The sequence below is a fragment of the Kitasatospora sp. NPDC101108 genome (genome assembly GCF_055584725.1).
Map to the genome: position 1 here is coordinate 434822 of NZ_JBVJLM010000003.1, position 15763 is coordinate 450584.

Genomic DNA, 15763 nt, shown 5'->3' on the forward strand with positions numbered 1-15763 from the left:
CCGCGAGACCCCTGGGGGATTTGCACCATGCGCAGTGGCGCGAAGATCGGCATCATCACCGGCGTGTCCGTCGTCGTCCTCGCGGGCGGCGCCTACGGGGCGTACAGCCTGATGGGCGGCTCGGACTCCGGGTCCGGCGACAAACCCCGCACGGTGGTCGCCGATCCGCCCTCGGCCGACCAGGCGGCGAGCGGTGCGAAGGACTTCCTGGCCGCCTGGTCCTCCGGCGACATCGCGAAGGCGGCCTCGCTCACGGACGACCCGGCGGCCGCCACCACCGCACTGACCGCCTTCAAGACCCAGGTGAAGCCCAGCGCGCTGACCCTCACCCCCGCCGGTCCGGCCACCCCGCAGGCCTTCGCCTCGGCCACCGGCACGCCCTCCCCGGCCAAGCCCACCGGCGCCGCCTCGGCGAGCCCGTCGGCGACCGGCACCGCCGGCGCGAGCGACTCGCCGTCCGCCGCCCCCGGGCCGACCGGCGTGCTGATGGGCTTCAAGGCCCGCGCCGAGTTCGAGGGCACCAGCCGGGTCTGGGACTACAACGGCTTCCTGAACGTCGTGAAGATGAGCGACAACACCCCGGCCGTGCACTGGGCGCCGTCGGTCATCCACCCGCACCTGTCCGGCAACGAGACGATCGCCACCCAGCAGGTCTTCGCCCCGCCGTCCACCCTGGTGGACCGCAACGGCAAGGCGCTGCAGGGCGCCTCGCTCACCCCGGCGCTGATGGCCAGCCTCCAGGACAACGCCCGCAAGCTGCTGCCGCCGGACCCGAACAAGGACCAGGACGCGGGCAGCGCGGTGGTGATCACCGACCCGGCCGGCAAGACCGCCGCGGACAAGCTGTTCACCATCGTCGAGCCCAAGCCCGGCAAGCCGTTCAAGGTGACCATCGACAACACCCTCCAGGCCGCCGCCGAGAAGGCGATGACCGACCTGGGCGGCAAGCAGGGCTCCATCGTCGCGATCGAGCCGAGCACCGGCCAGGTGCTGGCCTTCGCCAACGCCCCGGCCACCGGTCAGAACCGGGCCTTCACCGGCCTGCTCGCCCCCGGCTCGACGATGAAGATCGTCACCTCGACGGCCCTGCTGGAGGCCGGGTTCAACCCGGACTCCCCGGTGGCCTGCCCGGAGAAGAGCAGCAACCCGGTGGCGATCCCGAACGACTTCCCCGGCGCCTTCCCGGACTACACGCTCCAGAAGGACTTCATGGTGTCCTGCAACACCGCCTTCATCAACCAGGGCCTGACCAGCCTCAAGCCCGAGACGCTCGCCGGCACCGCCAAGGACCTGTACGGCATCGGGCAGGAGTGGAAGACCGGTCTGCCGAACGCCGACGGCAGGATCCCGGCGACCCCGGGCAGCAAGGACGAGCAGGCCATGAACTACATCGGCCAGGGCAAGGTCCAGATGAACCCGCTGGCCATGGCCTCGATCACGGCGACCGTCCAGAGCGGCTCGTTCAAGCAGCCGATCCTGGTCGCCGGCCTGCCGCAGCAGCAGGCGGCCCGGCAGATCTCGCCGGACGTCGCCGCCAAGCTGCGCGCGATGATGAACGCCACCGCCGTCGGCGGCACGGCCAGCCAGGTGATGGCCGGGATCACCGACAACGCGGGCGCCAAGACCGGCTCCGCCGAGGTCCAGGGCGCGTCCACCACCAACAGCTGGTTCACCGCCTTCCGCGGCAACCTCGCGGTCGCCGCCGAGGTCCAGGGCGGCGGCCACGGCGTGGACGCGGCCGGCCCGGCCGTCGCCTCGCTGCTCAAGGCCGGCCACTAGGGCCGGTCACGCACCGGAGCCCGCCCCGCCGTCACCGGCGCGGCGGGCTCCGTCGCGTCACGGCCCGTCGGCGGAGCTGCTCGGCGTCACGGCACGGCGGCGGACCGGCTCAGCGCCGCGGCACGGCGGGCGCCGGCACGTCCGGCAGCGGGCACGGCGGCACCGGACGGCGGCTGCTCCAGCGCCGGGCCGCCAGCCGGGGCCAGATCACCAGCACGGCCGGCAGCGCCAGATACCCGAACCGCCCCGCCGGGGCAAGCGTGAAGGCGATCGCCAGGCCGGCGGCCAGCAGGTCGGCGGCGGCTATCGCGGAGACCGGCGGCCGGGCCAGCAGCCAGATCGCCACCCCGACCAGGGCCGTGGTCATCAGCGCCAGCGAGACGGAGTGCCCGGTCGGCCCGAAGCCGGCCAGCACCTTGCCGGGCAGCGGGCTGCCGGCCGGGGTGCGGATCGCGGTCATCCCGAGCGGGAAGCGCACCACCTGGTCGCGCAGCGCCTGCGGCTGGGTCAGCACGGACGGCAGCAGCACCGCCGCGCTCACCCCGACGCCGATCAGCGCGGTGCGGGCGGCGGGCCGGCGGCCGTACAGCCGCCACAGCAGCAGGACGGCCACCGGTAGCGCGGGCCAGGCGGTCCACTTGAGGCTGCAGGCGAGGGCGAGCACCAGCCCGGCGCTGACCGTGCGGTCCCGCTCGGCGAGCGCCATGGCCAGGCAGCAGACGCCGATCAGCGGCAGGTCCACCCCGCCGACGACGAGGGCGAGCGCTATCAGCGGCGAGGCGGTGAGGACGGCCAGCGGCAGCAGCGGTGCCCCCTGGCGGGACGGCCGCAGCAGCCGCCAGGCGCCCAGCAGGCAGACGACGAAGGTGAGGGCGAACCAGATCCGGGCGTCCCCGGCGACCCGGGCGAAGGCGGTGGAGTTGCCGAGCAGCTGGCGCGGCAGCCCGAACAGGGACATCGCCGGCAGGTACGGGTTGTAGTCGGTGACCACCACCGGGTGCGGGAGGTAGACGTCGCCGGTGGTGAGCAGCAGGTGGGCCGAGCGTTCGACCACCATCACCTCGGACTGGTGCCGGCCGGTCACGGCGAGTAGTCCGAGCGGGGCGAGCACGGCTCCGAGCAGGGCGACCACGGCGGCGGCCTCGGCCGCGTAGCGGCGCGGCAGGGTGAGGCACAGGAGCCCGGCCACGACGTAGGCGGGGGCCGCGACGAGGCCCCAGAGCCGCTGGTTGGCCAGGTCGGAGACGAGCGGGAAGGCGGCGGCCCAGCCGGCCGCGATCAGGCACCCGAGCAGCTGGGCCCAGCGCAGCGAGGCGAGCCGGGCGGGATTCCACCGATCGGGCGTGGGCGGAAAGGTGTTCTCGCCACGCTGCTGGGGGAACGGCCGGCTGGAGAAGCTCCTCGGCGGCCGTCCCGGTCTGGACGGCAGTTCGGCGCTGATGGACTGGGCCGGCGTTCTGGCGCGGCCGGTGAAGCGGCCGCGCGGGCGGGAGAAGCCGGGCGTGCGGGTGCTCACCATGGTGGAAGGTTATGGGTGCGGGACGGGCCCTGTCGCCATCACGTCCGGCTGGTTTCTGGGGTTTACGCGCGTAGGGCCGCCCGGTGTCGTACCTGGCGGCGGCCCTTCACGATTGGGTAACGGCACGGTCAGCCGACGTTGGTGTCGGCCGGGAGCTGCTCCTCGGCCCGCTCCAGCCGGGAGTGCTTGATGCTGTAGCCGAAGTAGACGACCACGGCGACGGCGAGCGCGATCGCCCCGGCCCGGAAGGTGTCGGCGTGCAGGCCGGTGATCAGGTAGATGCAGAAGCCGACGCTGACCAGCGGGACCACCGGGTAGCCGGGGACCTTGAAGCCGCGCGGCAGGTCGGGCTGGGTGCGGCGCAGGATGATCACGCCGACCGAGACCACCGAGAAGGCGATCAGGGTGCCCAGGCTGGTGATGTCGGCCAGGACGTCCAGCGGGATGAACGCGGCCAGCGCGCCCACGCCGAGGCCGACCACCAGGGTGTTCCAGACCGGGGTGCCGGTACGCGGGGAGAGCTGGGCGAAGCGCTTGGGCAGCATGCCGTCGCGGCCCATCGAGTACAGGATGCGGGTCTGGCCGTAGATCACCACGAGGGTGATGCTGAAGATCGAGATGATCGCGCCGAGCGCGAAGACGATCGCGGGCCAGCTCTGGCCGGTGATGTCCTGGAGGATCTGGGCGAGCCCGGCCTCCTGGCCGTCGAACTTGTCCCAGGGCTGGGCGCCGATGCCGGCCAGGGCGACCAGGATGTAGAGCAGGGTCACCACGACCAGCGAGATGATGATCGCCAGCGGCAGGGTGCGGCGCGGGTTCTTGACCTCCTCACCGGCGGTGGACACGGCGTCCAGGCCGATGAAGGAGAAGAAGATGCTGGAGGCGGCCATCTGCACGCCGCCGATGCCCAGCGGCATGAACGGGGTCAGGTTGCCGGAGTGGAAGCCGGTGAGGGCGACGCCGATGAACAGCATCAGGATGAGGATCTTGATCCCGACCATGGCCGCGTTGACCTTCACCGACTCGCTGACGCCGCGGACCAGCAGGAAGCAGACCATGGCCACCAGCAGCAGCGCCGGCAGGTTGAACCAGTGGCCGCCGCCGGGGGCGCCGGAGAGCTGCTCGGGGATCCTGAACCCGAAGGTCAGGTCGAAGAACTTGTTCAGGTACTCGGCCCAGCTCACCGCGATCGCGGAGGCGGAGACGCCGTACTCCATCAGCAGGCAGATGCCGACGCCGAAGGCGACGCCCTCGCCGAGGGTGGCGTACGCGTAGGAGTACGAGGAGCCCGAGACCGGGATCGCCGAGGCCATCTCCGCGTAGCAGAGCGCGGTGAGTCCGGCGGTGACCGCGGCGATCACGAAGGACAGGATGACGGCCGGCCCGGCCTGCGGCACCGCGCTGTTGAGCACGAAGAAGATGCCGGTGCCGATGGTGGCGCCGATGCCGATCGCGGACAGCTGCCAGAGGCCGATCGAGCGGCGCAGGTGGATGCCGGAGCGTCCGCCCTCCTCAGGTGCACCGGCCGGAAGGCCGTGGCCCTCACTCTCCGCGATCAGGGTCGAGACGGGCTTGCGTCGCAACAGACGCGCACCGAGGGTGTTGCTGGCCAAAACTGCGGTCCTTCTAGGCGGGGGAGGGTGTCCTAGCGGCAGGTCGCCCGAGGCACTGGGAGGTGTCATGGGGGGACCAACCGAACAAACATGGGACAGTACCCCGCGAAGACACCAGTGTCGCAAACAAACAATACCGATCGGCGCATTGTACGAATCGGCGCATCAGCCACAACAAACCGGACACTTCGCACCCGTTGCATCTCCGGCCGTTCCGCTCATCCGTCCAGTTCAAGGCACCCGACCGGCCTCAGCGGCCGAGCACCGCCCGCATGACCGCGCGGGCGATCGGGGCGGCCAGCGCGCCACCCGTGACGTCCGTTGCGTCACTGTCCGCCACCACCACGGCCACCGCGACCGGCGGCACCGCGTCCGAACCGGCCGGCTCGGCCCAGGCGATGAACCAGGCGTACGGCGTCCCGCTGTTGTCCACCCCGTGCTGGGCGGTGCCGGTCTTCCCGCCGACCACCGCCCCGGCGATCCGGGCGTTCCCGCCGGTGCCGTTCTCCACCACGTCGGTCATCAGTTTCCGCACCTGCGCGGCCACCGCCGGGGTGACCGCCCGCCGGTAGACCTGGGGCTTCATCAGCTCCACCTCGGTGCCGTCGCTCCGGGTCAGCTTGTCCACCAGCTGTGGACGCATCACCGTCCCGCCGTTGGCGATCCCGGCCGCGACCATCGCCATCACCAGCGGGGTGGCCGCGGTGTCGAACTGCCCGATCGAGGAGAGCGCCAGCTGGGACGGGTCCATCGAGGTGTCCACGGTGGACCGGGCCGGGCGCACCGGCACATCGAGCCGCGGGTCGTTGAAGCCGAAGCCCTCGGCCGTCTCCACCACCCTGGACAGCCCGGTCCGCACCCCGAGGTAGCCCAGCACGCTGTTGCAGCTGGCGGTCATCGCGGCGTCCAGCGACAGCCCCGGCCGGTCGCAGTCCGCGCTGTCGTTGACCAGCGGCGTGGTCGTCCCGGGCAGCACGTACGGGAAGGGCGCGTCGGTCGGCGCGCCCGGGTCGGTGACCACCCCGGCGGTCAGCGCCGCGGCGGCGGTGACCACCTTGAAGGTCGAGCCCGGCGGGTAGGTCTGGCGCAGCGCCCGGTTGAGCATCGGCTGGTCGGTGTCGGCCTGCAGCCGGTTCCAGGCCGTCCGGTCGCCGCCCGAGGAGCCGGCGAAGCCGCCCGGGTCGTAGGAGGGGGTGCTGGCCAGCGCCAGGATCCGGCCGGTGGCCGGCTCGATCGCCGCCACCGCGCCCTTCTGGCCGCCGAGCCCGCTCATCGCGGCCTGCTGGGCCGCCGGGTCGATCGTGGTGTGGACGTCCCCGCCGGGGTTCTGCCGACGGGTGATCGCGTCCCACAGCGACCAGCCGGTCATCCGGCCGTCGGTGCCGGTCAGCAGGCCGTCCTCGGTGCCCTCCAGCTGGCTGTTGCCGTACGCCTGGGAGGCGAAGCCGGTGACGGCGGCGTACGTCGGGCCGTCGGTGTAGGTGCGCTCGTACGCGTACCGGCCGCCGGTGGGCCGCGAGCCGGTCACCGGCCGGGCGCCGACCAGGATGTCGCCGCGCGGCCGGGCGTAGCGCTCGACGGTGAGCCGCTGGTTGGCCTGGTTGCGGTCGAGGTCCCCGGACTCGAACACCTGCACCCGGGTGGCCTGCACGCACAGCGCCGCGACCAGCAGCAGGCAGAACGTGCCCGCCCGACGCCCGGTGACCGAGATCCCGGGCAGCCCCTGCGGCCCGTTGCCCCGCCCTCGGGTCGCGGCCATCAGCCCACCTCCGGCGCGGGCGCCGGCCGCCGGGCGTCGTGGCTCATCCGCACCAGCAGCGCGACGACGATCCAGTTGGTGACCACCGACGAGCCGCCCTGGGCGATGAACGGCATGGTCATCCCGGTCAGCGGGATCAGCGCGAGCACCCCGCCCGCCACCACGAACACCTGGAGGCCGACGATCGCGGCCAGCCCGATCGCCAGCAGCCGCCCGAACGGGTCGCGCAGCGCGATGCCGGTCCGGAAGCCGCGCGAGACCAGCACCGCGTACAGCAGGAACACCGCGACCAGCCCGGTCAGGCCGAGCTCCTCGCCGATGGTCGCGAGGATGAAGTCCGACTTGGCGGCGAAGCCGATCAGCACCGAGTGCCCGTTGCCCAGCCCGGTGCCCAGCAGCCCGCCCCAGGCGAAGGCGAACAGCGACTGGGCGATCTGGTTGGCGCCCCTGCCCGCCGCGATCGAGCCCAGCGGGTCCAGCCAGTCCACCACCCGGCTGTGCACGTGCGGCGAGAGCCGGCCCACCGCCACCGCGCCGACCGCCGCCAGGCCCAGCCCGATCGCGATCCAGCCGGTGCGCGCGGTGGCCACGTAGAGCATCACCACGAACAGGCCGAAGTACAGCAGGGCCGTCCCGAGGTCGGTCTCCAGCACCAGCACCCCGACGAAGGCCGCCCAGATCATCAACACCGGCCCCAGCACCCGCCCGCGCGGCAGCTGCCAGCGCCAGACCCGGCGGCCGGTGAGCGCCAGCGCGTCCCGGTGCACCGCCAGGTAGGCGGCGAAGAAGACGGCCAGCAGGATCTTGGCGAACTCCCCGGGCTGGAAGGACAGCGGCCCGACGACGATCCAGATCCGCGAGCCGTACACCGGCGGGAAGAGGACCGGCACCACCAGCAGGACCAGCGCCACCAGCGCCCCGACGTACGCGTAGCGCCGCAGCCGGCGGTGGTCGCGCACCAGCAGCAGCACGGCGATGAACAGCGCCACCCCCAGGCCCGACCAGAGCAGCTGCGCGGAGGCCGCCTCGCGGCCCGGGGTGGCCCGGTCGAGGCGGTGGATCACCACCACCCCGATCCCGTTGAGCAGCACCGCGATCGGCAGCAGCAGCGGGTCCGCGTACCGGGCCCGCCACCGCACCGTGCCGTGCGCCGCCAGGGCGAGCACGCCGAGCGCGGCCCCGTACCGGGCGGCGTCGGCCGGCACCTCGCCGTCGAGGTTCACGCCCACCTCGACGTAGCCGAACACCGCGGTCAGGACGGCGGCCAGCACCAGCACCAGCTCGGTGGTGCGCCGGCTCGGCACCGGCCGGTTCGGCCGGGCGGCGGATCTCGTCACGGCGGAGGGTGTCGCCACGGACCGTCCTGGGGGAGGCGGGGAGTCGAAGCAGCGGACCGGGCCCGGGCACCGGCGCCTGGTTCGTCACCCTAACGAGCGCCATCCACAGGTATGTGCTCTTCGCTGCGGTGTGTCCGCGATTGCGGCCACCGCCCTCACTCCGGCCGCCGTCCGGCCAGCGCCGCCAGCCCGGCCGCGGCCGCCGTGAACAGGGCGACGGCCAGCAGCGTCTCGCCCCAGGGCACGGCCACCCGCCCGGTCCGGGCCGCCGTCACCACCCCGCGCACCGCCGCGTTGGCCGGCGAGACCGGCACCACCAGAGCCGCCGCGGCCAGGCCCAGCGCCGCCAGGATGCCGTACGGCGCGCGGACCGGCACCGGGCGGTTGCCCAGCGCCCCCGCCAGCGCGCCCAGCAGCACGCACGCCACCGAGGTGGCCAGCCCGGCCAGCAGCGCCGGGCCGACCCCCGGGGCCCGCTGCGCCCCCGGATCGGCCACCGCCCCGCTGGTCCCCCACAGCACCGCCACCTCGCCCACCGCCAGCAGCAGCCCCGCCGTCAGCGCCGCCAGCAGCGCGCCCAGGTGCACCCGCGCCGGGCCCGCCACCGCTACCAGGCAGGCCCGCGAGGCCGGCGGCTCGGCGGTCAGCGCGCTGCGCACGTACCAGGCGCTCACCGGCACCAGCAGCCCCGCGCCGTAGCCGAGCCCGCCCAGCAGCGGATCCCCCGGCGTCACCCCGATCACCAACAGCAGCGCGAACGCCAGGAACGGCGGCAGCCAGGCGTGCGAGCGCACCAGCAGCTCCAGGTGGTACCGGGTCAGCGCCCCGACCTGCCTCACCGCCGCTCCTCCCGTCGACGCACCGCCAGCACCCGTACGCCCGGCCGGCCGAGCAGCAGCCCGCGCAGCAGCGCGTCCGAGTGCTCGGCCGCCACCGTCAGCCGCACCGCCGTCCCGCCCAGCGCGGCGGACTCCGGCGCGCCGGGCAGCCGATCCGGCAGCGGGGCACCGTCCGGGACGTCCACCTCGATCTCCATCACGGGCCCGCCCCCGTCCACCGCCCGCGGCGGCTCCTCCTCCACCGGGCGCAGCCCGCCGTCCGCCCCGACCCGGTAGGCGGCGCTGGTCCGCCCGGCCAGCCGGGCCGGGTCGTGGTCCACGAACAGCACCGCGGCGCCCGCCACCGCCCGCTCGGCCGCCGCCTCGTCCAGCACCGCCCTGGCCCGGGGGTCCAGCCCGGTCCAGGCCTCGTCCAGCAGCAGCACCCGGGCCTCGGCGATCAGCGCCTGCACCACCGCGACCTTCTGGCAGGTGCCCTTGGACAACCGGCTCAGCGGGGTGCCCGCCCGGTCCGCGATGCCGAACCGGTCCAGCCACTCCCCGGCCCGCCGCCGCGCCACCGCCTCCGACAGCCCGTGCACCCGGCCCACCCGCAGCAGGTACGAGGCGGCGTCGAAGGGCAGCGCCGGCGGGAAGCGCTCCGGCACGTACGCGGCGGCCCCGGACCGCACCACCCGGCCGGTGCTCGGCCGCTCGATCCCGGCCACCAGCCGCAGCAGGGTCGACTTGCCGCTCCCGTTCGGCCCGGCGATCCGCACCAACTCCCCCGGCCCTACGGCCAGCCGGACATCGCGCAGGATCCACCGGCCGCCCCGCCCGTACCGCTTGCCGACCGCGGTCAGCTCCGTCCGCACGCCGCCTCCCTCCGAACCGTACGAAGGCTATCCGCCGCGGGTAAGGACCGCGTGAGCACGGCGGACGGCAATCGCCCTCCCGCGCGCCGGAGTTCACGACGGAGCGGGCGGGTGCACCGTCCGGTCCCGTTTGGCCCTGACGAACTGATGATCCCTAGGATCGGCCGGGTGAATACCGGACGACGACCGAAGACCAGGCTCGGCAGCCTGCTGGCCGCCCTGGCGATAACGGGCGCCTCGCTGCTCCTCGGCCTGCCCGCCCATGCCGACGAACCCTCAGCCGGCGCCTCCCCCGCGACCCAGGAGGCCCCCAAGGTCGACCTGATCCTGGACGTCAGCGGCTCCATGAACATCACCGACATCCAGGGCAAGAGCCGCATCTCGGTGGCCCAGCAGTCCCTGGGCGAGGTGATCGACGCCCTGCCCGCGGAGACCGAGTTCGGCATCCGTACCCTCGGCGCCACCTACCCCGGCAACGACAAGAACCTCGGCTGCCAGGACACCAAGCAGCTCTTCCCGGTCGGCAGGACCAACAAGGTCGAGGCCAAGACCGCGGTCGCCACCCTGCGCCCCACCGGCTGGACCCCGATCGGCCTGGCCCTGCGCGGCGCCGCCCAGGACCTCGGCAAGGGCGACGCCACCCGCCGGATCGTGCTGATCACCGACGGCGAGGACACCTGCACCCCGCCCGACCCGTGCGACGTGGCCCGCGAGCTCGCCTCCCAGGGCATCCACCTGGTGGTCGACACCCTCGGCCTGGCCCACGACGACAAGACCCGCCAGCAGCTGCTCTGCATCGCCAACGCGACCGGCGGCACCTACACCGACGTCCGCACCCCGCAGCAGCTCACCGACAAGGTCAAGCAGCTGGTCGACCGCTCCAACGACACCTACACCGTCAACCCGGTCAAGACCACCGGCACCGACAAGTGCGAGAGCGCCCCGGTGCTCACCCCCGGCGTCTACAGCGACCGGGAGAAGTTCTCCGAGCACCGCGTCTACAAGGTCCCGGTCAAGGCCGGCCAGGAGCTGCGCGCCTCGGTCAGCGTGGGCCTCGACCGCGCGGTGGCCCGGGACTACGGCGTGCTGCTCCAGGCCACCAGCGCCACCGGCCAGGAACTGGTCCGCGGCACCGACGCCGGCAGCGCCCGCACCGACGTGATCTCCACCGGTCTGCGCTGGTCCACCAACGACTCCAAGGGCTACGTCACCGCGAGCCCGACCGCCTCGGCCAAGGACAAGGGCAAGGACAAGCCGGACACCACCGTCTGCCTGGTCGTCAGCAACTCGCTGGCCCCCCAGGCCGGCGTCCAGGCCGACCCCGGCATGCCGCTGGAGCTGACCGTGGACCTCGCGTCCGCCTCGCCCGCCCCCGAGGGCGCCGCGATGGGCCTCGGCCGCGGCTGGATCCTGCTGCTCACCCTCACCCTGGCCGGCCTGGTCCTCGGTCTGGTGGCCGGCTGGATCGCACGCTGGCGCATCGCCGTCTGGCGGGAGAACTGATCATGCGTACGACGATCCGCGGCGCCCTCGCCGCCCTCGCCCTGCTGCCCGCCCTCGCGCTGGGCGCCCCGGCCGCCTCCGCCGCCTCGCCGTCCCCGACGGCGACCGCGAGCGGCACCCCGGCGCCGGCCACCAAGGCCGGCACCTCCTTCCTGACCGCGGTCAACCTCTCCCCCGGCCAGGACGCCGACGTCGCCGTCTCCACCGGCGACTACCTGTACTGGGCGTTCGGCGCCTCCGAGGGCCAGACCCCGACGGTCGGCCTGACCGTCAACCTGGCCCCCGCCGCCGACCGGCACGGGCCGCAGACCTGGGCCGTCGAGGTCTTCGACGGGCTGCGGCGCCGCCAGGCCTGCACCGCCGGCACCCAGAACGCCACCGGCGACCAGAGCGCCACCAGCCTGACGCTGAACTGCACCCTGCGCGAGATCCGCACCTGGGCCGAGCCGTGGTCCGGCGACCCGCTGCCCGGCACGTACTACGTCCGGCTGTCGGTCACCGACGCCCCGCAGCCCGACCTCGGCCTGGCCGCCACCGCCCAGCTGCACGTCGCCGCCAAGGGCAACGCCGACAACGCCCAGCCCGAGGGCGGCACGCTCAAGGCCCCGCTGGTCCCGCCGGTCGGCGGCGGTGCGAGCACCGCCAAGGCCGCGGCCCCGGTCGCGGAGGAGGAGCACTGGTACACCGGCTGGTTCTCCGGCTGGAACAGCCGCTGGTACTGGACCATCGGCGGCGGCTTCCTGGCCGCCCTGGCCGGTGTCCTCGGCTACCACCTGACCCGGCACCCGCGTGGCCACCGGCCCGGCCGCTACGGCGCCGTCCCGTCCCAGGGCTCGCACCAGCACGGCTCCTACTCCGAGCGCCCGTAACGGACCCGCTCCCGCCGCGGGCGGGAGTTCGACGACGGACCCTGGGGCCGGCCGGACACCTTCCGGCCGGCCTCCGGCGTGTCCGGACGCGCCCGCGTGCCTACGCTCGAACCGTGCAACCGCGCGGCCGGATCGTGGTCGGCGTGGACGGCTCCGCGCCCGCCCGCGCCGCCGTCCGCTGGGCGGCCCGCCTGGCCGGCCTCACCGGCGGCCCGCTGGAGGCGGTGGCCGTCTGGGACTTCCCCTGCCTGTTCGGCGAGCACGGCCTCGTCCCGCCCGCCCTGGACGGCTTCGAGAGCGAGCGCCGCGCCGCGGAGATCCTCGCCGAGACGGCCGCCGCGTGCGCCGTCCCGCTCCGCCGCCTGCTCCGGGCCGGTCCGCCCGGCCCCGCGCTGGTCGCCGCCGCGACCGGCGCCGCCCTGCTGGTCCTCGGCAACCGCGGCCACGCCACCCCGCCGGACGTCCCGCTGGGCACCGTCGCCCAGTACTGCCTGCACCACGCTCCCTGCCCGGTGGTGATCGTCCGCAACGAGCGGATCAGCCCTTGAACAGGTTGTGGCCCACGTCGGACGGCACCTCGTCCTGGACCGGCTTGCTGCCCGGCCCCGGCACGTGCTCACCGGGCACCGGCCCGGTGCTCTCCCGGTGCAGCAGCACCACGCCGTCCTCGGCCCAGAGCCGCCGGTAGCCGTGCGCCAGCAGCAGTTCGATCCGGTCGGCCTGCTCCTTGTCCGTCTTGAACGGGAAGGACCGCTTGTCGGACCGGGTCAGCACGTACTCGCGTCCGCGCGGCGTCCCGTCCACCAGCACCACGTCGGTCCGGGCGGTCAGCCTCGGCGCGATCTGGTTGTCCGCCTCCACCGAGGCGCCGTCCGGGATCAGCTTCGCCGCCCGGACCAGCGCGGCCTCGCTCGCCCTGGGCTCCCAGGAGGACGGCACCGCCAGCTGCAGCAGCCCGATCGGCACCGCCGCGACCAGCGCCACCCCGACCGTGCCCAGGCCCAGCAGCCGGGCCCGCCGGCGGGTCCGCGCGGGCCGTTCGACGGCGCTCATCCGCCCCAGCACCTCGACGGTGGCGGTCAGCAGGACCGGCCAGAGCATCGAGTCGTAGTGCCGGGCGATCGACCAGTGGTTGGGGTTGCTGGAGAGGATCCGCTCGGCCAGCAGCGGCAGCAGGCACAGCACGGTGGCCGAGCGCAGCGGCAGCAGGAACAGGGCGCCGAACAGCCAGAGCAGCAGCAGCGGCTTCAGCGGCTGGTCGAAGGCGGTCTGCACCAGCAGGAACGGGTCGTGCAGCAGGTTCCGCAGCGCGTCGCCGCCGTCGTCGCCGAGCGCCTTGTAGTTCCAGTAGTAGCCCGGCTCGCCGCCCATCGCCGGGATCAGCCACGTGATCGCCACCGCCGAGGCGATCGGGCCGCCCAGCAGCAGGCCGATCCCGGTGAAGCGCCCGGCCCGGTCCCCGCTGCGGCGGGTGCGCAGCAGCAGCACCAGCCCGTACGCGCCGACCAGCAGACCCAGGTCCTCCTTGGTGCAGCACAGCAGCACCGCGGCGAGCACCACCGTGCCGTAGCGGCGGGCCTGGCCGCGCTCCAGCATCAGCAGGGTCAGCGGGACGGCGAAGGCGACCTCGTGGAAGCCGACCCGGGAGGCGACCAGCAGCGGCCAGCCGAGCGCGTAGACCAGCCCGGCCAGGTCGGCGGCCCGGCGGGCGGTGCGCGGCTCGGCGGCGGCGAAGGCGTGCGCGGCGATCCGCCGGATCAGCGGCACCCCGAGCGCGAACAGCAGCGCCTGGCCGATGATCAGCGAGCGCGGGTCGTCCCAGATCCAGTACAGCGGGGCGAGCAGCGCCAGCACCGGGGAGAAGTGGTCGCCCAGCAGCGAGAACCCGGGCGGGAACTCGTGGTGGTAGTACTTCAGCGTGGAGACCGGCAGGTGGAAGTGGGAGTAGCCGCGCACGCCCTGGTCGAAGATGCCGAGGTCGAAGCCGCCGAGCGAGACGGAGGCCCAGCCCTGCATGCCGATGGCGCACATCACCGCGAAGCACAGCCCGCCGAGCAGCACGGTGCGCCGGGCGGGCGTGCCCAGGACGGCCGCGGCCCCGCGGGCGGCGGGCGCGGCGGCCAGGGGCGGCGACGGGGTCGCGGTCTGGGTGGTCACGTCGGCTCCGGTCCGTCTCTGGTCCATCAGGTCCGGTTGGTCAGGGCGGGGTCACGGGCGGGGTCGTGATCGGGATCGCGGTCGAGGTCACGGTCGAGGTCACGGTCGAGGTCGAGGTCCGGGTCGAGCTTGGCGCCGAGCAGTGCCCAGGCACCGGCCGCGGCGTCGACCTCCTGCCGCCGGGCGCGGTACAGCCGCAGGCCGATGACGACCAGGACGGCGATGCCCAGCGGCGGGTAGACCGAGCCGGGCAGCTGCCAGTACCAGGCGATCCCGCGACCCCAGCGGTGCGGCACGGTCCACATCACGTGGGAGAGGAAGACCACCAGCGTCGCGCCCAGCAGCACCCTGCGCCCGGCGCTCCTGGCCTCCGCGGCCAGCAGGGCGATCAGCGGCACGCACCAGACCCAGTGGTGGGTCCAGCTGATCGGGGAGACCAGCAGCGCGGTGAGGGCGGTGCAGACGCCGCCCCAGGCGTCGGCCCGGCGCAGCACCCGGGCGGAGCGCCCGGCGAGCACGGCCACCCCGAGCCCGAGCGCGGCGACCAGCCCGGTGGCGATCAGCCCGACCGTGCCGGGGTCGTCGGCGTCGAGCAGCCGGCAGACGGCGCCGCGCAGCGACTGGTTGTCCACCAGCACGGTGACGCCGACCCGGCTCGGGTCCCACAGGTACTTGGTCCAGAACCCGTACGAGCCGTCCGGCAGGGCGATCCAGCCGATCAGGCCGGCCGCCAGGAAGGTGCCGATGGACACCAGGGCGGCCCGGATCCGGCCGGTGAGGATCAGGTAGACGGTGAACAGGCCCGGGGTGATCTTGATCGCGGTGGCCAGGCCGATGCCCACGCCCTTGAACCGGCCGCGGTCCGGCCGGGTCAGGTCCCACAGCACCAGGCAGAGGACGGCGAGGTTGACCTGGCCGTACTGGAAGGTGGTGTACACCGGCTCCAGCCAGACGCCGAGGCCGGTCGCGAGGATCGTGGCGGCCGGGCGGTGCCGCCGGGCGGGCCAGCCGGCCAGCTTGAGCGACAGGTGCACGGCCAGGCCGAGCAGCGCGTAGTTGCCGAGCATCACCAGGACGCGCAGCGGGCTCACGCCGAACCAGGTGCTCGGTACGAACAGCAGCGCGGCGAACGGCGGGTAGGTGGCCGGCAGGTCCCAGCCGGGCAGCCGCATCGCGTACAGGTCGTCGCCGTTGACGACGGCCCGGCCCTCGGCCCGGTAGACGAGCATGTCGACCATGTTCGCCCCGTGCAGGTGCCGCTGGACGACGAAGGCCGCCAGGGACACCACGGCGACGCAGACCGCCGCGACGGTCCAGGAATTCGGTCTTCCGCTCGCCGGGCCGCCGCCCGGCCCCGCCGGGTCCGCCTGCCGCGTCCACCGTGTCAGACCGAACTCGCGCACCGCGATGGCACCCCGTTGAGATAGACCAGATCGTTCCCTCGTCAGCGTCTGGGCCCACCCACCATAACCGACCCCTCCGGGACTCCCCTGAGTCCCAAAGGGCGTCAGATTCCGCCTGGTGAAGGCGGCGT

Annotated in this window: 12 protein-coding genes; 4 read left to right on the forward strand and 8 right to left on the reverse strand. The window is 74.0% G+C overall.

Annotated elements, in window-relative coordinates:
- Positions 1-27: 27 nt before the first annotated feature.
- Positions 28-1779, forward strand: coding sequence for a penicillin-binding transpeptidase domain-containing protein (locus tag ACZ6Z8_RS10230; protein WP_465608074.1), 1752 nt, complete (start codon positions 28-30; stop codon positions 1777-1779).
- A gap of 109 nt (positions 1780-1888) precedes the next feature.
- Here the strand turns inward: ACZ6Z8_RS10230 and ACZ6Z8_RS10235 are convergent, their stop codons facing one another.
- From ACZ6Z8_RS10235 to ACZ6Z8_RS10260, 6 genes are all read right to left on the reverse strand, one after another.
- Complete coding sequence (locus ACZ6Z8_RS10235; protein WP_465608075.1) at positions 1889-3298, reverse strand: glycosyltransferase 87 family protein; 1410 nt, start codon at positions 3296-3298, stop codon at positions 1889-1891.
- Between the two features lie 128 nt (positions 3299-3426).
- Positions 3427-4980: an amino acid permease gene (locus ACZ6Z8_RS10240; protein WP_465608077.1), complete on the reverse strand. Its 1554-nt coding sequence runs from the start codon at positions 4978-4980 to the stop codon at positions 3427-3429.
- Between the two features lie 181 nt (positions 4981-5161).
- Entirely contained in the window at positions 5162-6670 is a 1509-nt protein-coding gene (locus ACZ6Z8_RS10245) for a penicillin-binding transpeptidase domain-containing protein (RefSeq protein WP_465608079.1), read from the reverse strand.
- Positions 6670-8007, reverse strand: a complete 1338-nt coding sequence (locus ACZ6Z8_RS10250; RefSeq protein ID WP_465608081.1) for an FtsW/RodA/SpoVE family cell cycle protein — start codon at positions 8005-8007, stop codon at positions 6670-6672. Before ACZ6Z8_RS10250 ends, ACZ6Z8_RS10245 begins: the two co-directional genes overlap by 1 nt.
- A 155-nt stretch (positions 8008-8162) precedes the next feature.
- Complete coding sequence (locus ACZ6Z8_RS10255) at positions 8163-8846, reverse strand: ABC transporter (RefSeq protein WP_465608082.1); 684 nt, start codon at positions 8844-8846, stop codon at positions 8163-8165.
- Positions 8843-9700, reverse strand: a complete 858-nt coding sequence (locus ACZ6Z8_RS10260) for an ATP-binding cassette domain-containing protein (RefSeq protein ID WP_465608083.1) — start codon at positions 9698-9700, stop codon at positions 8843-8845. The genes ACZ6Z8_RS10255 and ACZ6Z8_RS10260 overlap by 4 nt, the downstream gene beginning before the upstream one ends.
- Before the next feature lie 168 nt (positions 9701-9868).
- Between ACZ6Z8_RS10260 and ACZ6Z8_RS10265 the strand changes: the two genes are divergently transcribed.
- The 3 genes from ACZ6Z8_RS10265 (at position 9869) to ACZ6Z8_RS10275 (ending at position 12620) form a co-directional block, all read left to right on the forward strand.
- Positions 9869-11203 (forward strand): VWA domain-containing protein, encoded by a 1335-nt coding sequence (locus ACZ6Z8_RS10265; RefSeq protein WP_465608085.1) that lies wholly within the window; start codon positions 9869-9871, stop codon positions 11201-11203.
- Positions 11204-11205: 2 nt separating this feature from the next.
- Positions 11206-12072, forward strand: a complete 867-nt coding sequence (locus tag ACZ6Z8_RS10270) for a peptidase (protein WP_465608087.1) — start codon at positions 11206-11208, stop codon at positions 12070-12072.
- Positions 12073-12185: 113 nt separating this feature from the next.
- Positions 12186-12620: a universal stress protein gene (locus ACZ6Z8_RS10275; RefSeq protein ID WP_465608088.1), complete on the forward strand. Its 435-nt coding sequence runs from the start codon at positions 12186-12188 to the stop codon at positions 12618-12620.
- Here the strand turns inward: ACZ6Z8_RS10275 and ACZ6Z8_RS10280 are convergent.
- Positions 12610-14229, reverse strand: coding sequence for a DUF2079 domain-containing protein (locus ACZ6Z8_RS10280; RefSeq protein ID WP_465608090.1), 1620 nt, complete (start codon positions 14227-14229; stop codon positions 12610-12612). The two genes, ACZ6Z8_RS10275 and ACZ6Z8_RS10280, sit on opposite strands and share 11 nt — an antisense overlap.
- Before the next feature lie 26 nt (positions 14230-14255).
- Positions 14256-15632: a glycosyltransferase 87 family protein gene (locus tag ACZ6Z8_RS10285; protein ID WP_465608092.1), complete on the reverse strand. Its 1377-nt coding sequence runs from the start codon at positions 15630-15632 to the stop codon at positions 14256-14258.
- Between the last annotated feature and the right edge of the window lie 131 nt (positions 15633-15763).